Source organism: Microbacterium sp. (assembly GCF_047606385.1).
Lineage (GTDB): Bacteria > Actinomycetota > Actinomycetes > Actinomycetales > Microbacteriaceae > Microbacterium.
This window is the reverse complement of record NZ_JASGEL010000096.1, coordinates 1-5,170: the sequence shown is the minus strand read 5'-3', so window position 1 is coordinate 5,170 and position 5,170 is coordinate 1. Positions and strand designations below refer to the sequence as shown.

Below are 5,170 nucleotides of genomic sequence, written 5' to 3'. Positions count from 1 at the left end.
GGTCGTCGCCGGCGCGGCGCACCTCGAACCAGGCGGGGCCGCCGGGCAGGCGCAGGGTGCGCGCGAAGGCGCCGGGCCCCGCCGTCTCGACGCCGCCGACGGCGCGCGCGGCGAGCCAGTCGAACAGTCCGTCGAGATCGATCGGACGGCGGTGCACGAGCAGGAGGTCGAGCTCGCCGGCGGGTGCCGGATGCGACCCGTGGCCGCGGGCGCGCAGCGCGGTCGGCGGCATCCCGAACACGTCGCGCACGGTGTCGTTGAACTGGCGGACGCTGGCGAACCCGGCCGAGAACGCCACGTCGGCGACCGGCAGGTCGGTGCCGACCAGCAGCATCCGCGCGGTCTGCGCCCGGTGCGCGCGGGCGAGGGCGAGGGGGCCCGCGCCGAGCTCGGCGGTGAGCAGTCGCGTGAGGTGACGGCTGGAGTAGCCGAGCCGCCGGGCGAGACCGGGCACGCCCTCCCGCTCGACGGTGCCCTCGGCGATGAGCCGCATGGCGCGGCCGGCGGCGTCGCCGCGCAGGTCCCATTCGGGCGAGCCGGGCGCCGCCTCGGGCAGGCAGCGCTTGCACGCCCGGTAGCCGGCCTCGTGGGCGGCGGCGCTGGTCGCGAAGAAGGTGACGTTGCCGGGCTTCGGGGTGCGCGCCGGGCAGCTCGGCCGGCAGTAGATGCCGGTGGTGCGCACCGCGGTGACGAACTGCCCGTCGAACCGCGCGTCACGGGCGCTGATCGCGCGGTAGCGCTCGTCGAAGGTCATTCCGGGGTGGGGCACTCCCCCAGCCTGACACGTCGCCCGGCCTCCGGCTCGCGGTTTTCGGACATCGCGGTGGCCGCGGGGCCCGCGGCGGCGCGCGGCGCGCCATGCCGCCGCATCCGCTGTCCCATGACCGCGACGATTTCGTGCAATCCGCGGCGAAATATGCGTCGCACTTACACGAAATCGTCGCGTTCGTGAGACGGAGCGGCGGGCGCAAGCCCCCGAGGCCCGCGCCCGGACGCGCGTAGCGTGGCGCCATGACCGAATCCGAATACGACCTCATCGTCATCGGCGCCGGCCCGGTCGGCGAGAACGTCGCCGACCGGGCGACACAGCAGGGCCTGCGCACCGTCATCGTCGAGAGCGAGCTCGTCGGCGGCGAGTGCTCCTACTGGGCGTGCATGCCCTCGAAGGGGTTGCTGCGCGCCGGCGCCGCGCTCCGGGCCGCGCAGGCCGTGGACGGCGCCCGGCAGGCCGTGACCGGCAGGGTGGACGCCGCCGGCGTCCTGCGCCGCCGCGACCGGCTCACGCACGAGTGGGACGACTCCGGACAGGTCGAGTGGCTGGACGCCGCCGGCATCCACCTGGTGCGCGGGCACGGGCGGCTCGCCGGCCCGAGGCGGGTGGAGGTGACGGCGGAGGACGGCGGGGTCACGGTCCTCACCGCCCGGCATGCCGTCGCCGTGTGCACCGGCAGCGCCGCGCTGCTGCCCGACACCCCGGGCCTCGCACAGGCCGAGCCGTGGACGAGCCGGGAGGCCACGAGCGTGCAGGAGATCCCCGCGAGCCTCGCGATCATCGGCGGCGGGGTCGTCGCCTGCGAGATGGCGACGGCGTTCACCGACCTGGGCGTGCGCGTCACGCTGCTGGCCCGCGGCGGCCTGCTGGGCGGGATGGAGCCCTTCGCCGGCGAACGGGTCGCCGCGGCCCTGCGCGATCGCGACGCGGACGTGCGCACCGGCGTGACGGTCGCCCGGGTGCAGCGGGACGGGGATCAGGTCGTCCTCACGCTGGAGGACGGCACGACGGTGGATGCCGCGCAGCTCCTGGTCGCGACCGGCCGCCTGCCCCGCACCGGGGACCTGGGGCTCGACACCGTCGGACTGGCGGCGGGCGACTGGCTCGACGTCGACGACACCATGCTGGTGACCGGCACGGACTGGCTCTACGCCGTCGGCGACGTCAACCACCGGGCGCTGCTCACGCACCAGGGCAAGTATCAGGCGCGCGCCGCCGGCGACGTGATCGCGGCGCGCGCACAGGACGCCCCGGTGGACGACGCGCCGTGGGGCGCCCACGTCGCGACCGCGGACCACGCGGCGGTGCCGCAGGTGACCTTCACCGACCCGGAGGTCGCGTCGGTCGGCCTGACCGCGCGCGCCGCCGAGGCGGCGGGGCGCCGCATCCGGGTCGTCGACTACGACCTCGGCGCGGTCGCCGGGGCCTGGACCCTGGCCGACGACTACGCGGGGCAGGCCCGCGCCGTCGTCGACGCCGACCGGAACGTGCTGCTCGGCGCGACATTCGTGGGTCCCGATGTCGCCGAGATGCTGCAGGCGGCGACGATCGCCGTGGTCGGCGAGGTGCCCCTGGCGCGTCTCTGGCATGCGGTCCCCGCCTACCCGACCGTCAGCGAGGTGTGGCTGCGGTTCCTCGAGGAGCTGGGGCGTTCGACGGCGTCCTGACCGGGCGTCCCGTGGGCGTCCGCGCGCGGGGTGTCACGGAAACGGCGTTGAACTTCCCGTTCACACGACGCGAGGGATGCGCAGGAATCGCGGGCGCGGCGGCAGTCGCGCGGCGGCCCGTGCACCGTGTGAACGCGAAGTTCAACAGCACCGTGTGAACGCGAAGTTCAACAGCACCGTGTGAACGCGAAGTTCAACACCGCCATGTGAACGCGAAGTTCAATGCGGTCTGAGCGGACATGCGGCTGCCGGCTCCCCCGGGCCCCCGCGAGCCCGCGCACCACGCCCCGGCACCGCCCGGGGCCTCGCCTCAGTGGGAGAGCCTCAGTGGGAGAGCCTCAGCGGGAGAGCCTCAGCGGGAGAGCCTCAGTGGTAGAAATGCCGCTCGCCGGTGAAGTACATCGTGACGCCGGCCTCGCGCGCGGCGGTGATGACCTCCTCGTCGCGCACCGATCCGCCGGGCTGGATGATCGTCGTGATGCCGGCGTCGAGCAGGATCTGCGGTCCGTCCGCGAACGGGAAGAACGCGTCGGATGCGGCGGTCGAGCCGGCCGCGCGCTCGCCCGCGCGCTCGACCGCGAGACGACACGAGTCGACCCGGTTGACCTGGCCCATGCCGATGCCGACCGTGGCGGAATTGCGCGCCAGCACGATCGCGTTCGACTTGACCGCGCGGCACGTCTTCCACGCGAACGAGAGGTTCTCCAGCTCGCTGTCGGCGGGACGCTCGCCGGTCACGAGCTGCCACGAGTCGACGAGCGACTCGATCTCGCGCGGGAACCGGTCGGCGTCCTGCAGCAGCAGGCCGCCCGAGACCAGGCGCACGTCCATCGGCTCCTGGGTCCAGTCGGCCGGCAGCTGCAGCACCCGCAGGTTCTTCTTGAGCCGGAACACCTCCAGCGCCGCCGGCTCGAAGTCGGGCGCGACGATGACCTCGGTGAAGATGTCGCGCAGGTTCTCCGCCATCTTGAGGGTCACGGTGCGGTTCGCGGCGATCACTCCGCCGAACGCCGACACCGGGTCGCACTCGTGCGCGCGCAGGTGGGCGCTGGCGATCGGGTCGAGCGCGTTGGGGGCCCCCACCGCGATGCCGCACGGGTTGGCGTGCTTGATGATCGCGACCGCCGGCTTGACGAGGTCGAACGCGGCGCGCAGGGCGGCGTCGGCGTCCACGTAGTTGTTGTAGGACATCTCCTTGCCCTGCAGCTGCGTCGCCTGCGCGATCCCGTGGCCGCCGACGCGCGTGTAGATCGCGGCGCGCTGGTGCGAGTTCTCCCCGTAGCGCAGCGTGGCCAGCCGCTCGGCCTTGATCGTGAGATGGGCCGGCAGGTCCTCCTCGGTGAGGGTGCCCTCGCTGAACCAGGTCGCCACCGCCCGGTCGTACGCGGCGGTGTGCGCGAACGCGCGGGCCGCGAGCTCCTTGCGCTGCGTCAGCGTGGTGCCGCCCGCGCCGATCGCGTCGACGATCGCCGGGTAGCTCTCGGGCGAGACCACGATCGCGACGTTCGCGTAGTTCTTCGCCGAGGCGCGCACCATCGCCGGTCCGCCGATGTCGATCTGCTCGACGACCGCGTCGCCGGTGGCGCCGCTGGCGACGGTCTCCACGAACGGGTAGAGGTTCACGACCACGAGCTCGAACGGCGCGATCTCCAGCTCGCCGAGCTGACGCTCGTGGTCCTCGAGGCGCAGGTCGGCCAGCAGGCCCGCGTGCACCCCGGGATGCAGGGTCTTGACCCGCCCGTCGAGCGACTCCGGGAAGCCCGTGACCGCGGAGACGTCGGTGACGGGGTGGCCCGCATCCCGGATGGTCTGCGCGGTCGAGCCGGTCGAGACGATCTCGACGCCGGCACCGGTGAGCGCCTCGGCGAGCCGCAGCAGGTCGGTCTTGTCGCTGACCGAGACCAGCGCGCGCCGGATGGGCACGAGGTCGCGGTCGCGGTAGAGGGACGGGTCGTGGCTGGGCCCTGCCATGGGTCCTCCTCGGGTGGTGGGTGGTTCAGGATGCGGCGGCGAGATCCAGCTCGCCGATCGCGATGCGACGGACGACGTCGATCAGCAGCCGCCGCTCGACGGGCTTGATGCGCTCGTGCAGGCTCGTCTCGTCGTCGCCGGGCTCGACCGCGACGCGCTCCTGCGCGAGGACCGGCCCGGAGTCCACGCCGTCGTCGACGACGATGACGCTCGCGCCGGTCGCGCTCACGCCGGCGGCCAGCGCGTCGCGCACCGCGTGCGCGCCGGGGAACTCGGGCAGGAACGCCGGATGCGTGTTGACCAGGTGCGGCGCCCACGCCGCGACGACGGCCGGCGGCACGAGCCGCATCAGACCGCTGAGCACGACGAGGTCCGGCGTCCAGACCGCCAGCTGCGCGTTCAGCTCGTCGCCCCACGCCTCGCGCTCGGGCGCGCCCCGCCAGGGGACGACGAAGCTCGGGATGCCGAACTCCTCGGCGTGGGCCAGTCCCGCCGCCTCGCGGTCGGCGCCGACGACGACGACGCGGGCGGGGAAGTCGGCGTCCGCCGCGGCCTCCAGCAGCGCGCGGAGGTTGGAGCCGGCGCCGGAGATGAGGACGGCGACCGTGAGCACCCGGTCAGTCTAGTCGCGCGCGCCGCGCCGCCGAGCGCGGGGCGAGCAGCAGGATGGCGGCGCCCACGCCGACCTCGAGCAGCACCGCGAGCGCCACCTCCCAGGCCGCCGGCCCGACGTCGGCGAGCCGGCCGGGGCCGATGGACC

Annotated in this window: 5 protein-coding genes; 1 reads left to right on the top strand and 4 read right to left on the bottom strand. The window is 74.2% G+C overall.

The genetic code is table 11. From position 1 onward, the window contains the following. Nucleotides 1-754, bottom strand: a 754-nt coding sequence (locus QM626_RS09435; protein WP_415076342.1) for a bifunctional transcriptional activator/DNA repair enzyme AdaA, incomplete at its 3' end; no start/stop codon positions are given. A 257-nt stretch (nt 755-1,011) separates the two neighbouring features. Between QM626_RS09435 and QM626_RS09430 the strand changes: the two genes are divergently transcribed. After that, nucleotides 1,012-2,439, top strand: a complete 1,428-nt coding sequence (locus QM626_RS09430) for a dihydrolipoyl dehydrogenase family protein (RefSeq protein ID WP_415076338.1) — start codon at nt 1,012-1,014, stop codon at nt 2,437-2,439. Between the two features lie 366 nt (nt 2,440-2,805). Here the strand turns inward: QM626_RS09430 and purH are convergent, their stop codons facing one another. The 3 genes from purH to QM626_RS09415 are packed head-to-tail and all read right to left on the bottom strand — an operon-like array spanning nt 2,806 to nt 5,165. Beyond that, a complete protein-coding gene (purH, locus tag QM626_RS09425) occupies nt 2,806-4,410 on the bottom strand; it encodes a bifunctional phosphoribosylaminoimidazolecarboxamide formyltransferase/IMP cyclohydrolase (protein ID WP_415076336.1) in 1,605 nt (534 codons plus the stop codon). A 25-nt stretch (nt 4,411-4,435) separates the two neighbouring features. After that, the gene (gene purN / locus QM626_RS09420; protein ID WP_415076334.1) at nt 4,436-5,023 is read right to left on the bottom strand and encodes a phosphoribosylglycinamide formyltransferase; all 588 of its coding nucleotides are present in this window, start codon (nt 5,021-5,023) and stop codon (nt 4,436-4,438) included. Nucleotides 5,024-5,027: 4 nt separating this feature from the next. Next, a complete protein-coding gene (locus QM626_RS09415; protein WP_415076340.1) occupies nt 5,028-5,165 on the bottom strand; it encodes a hypothetical protein in 138 nt (45 codons plus the stop codon). Between the last annotated feature and the right edge of the window lie 5 nt (nt 5,166-5,170).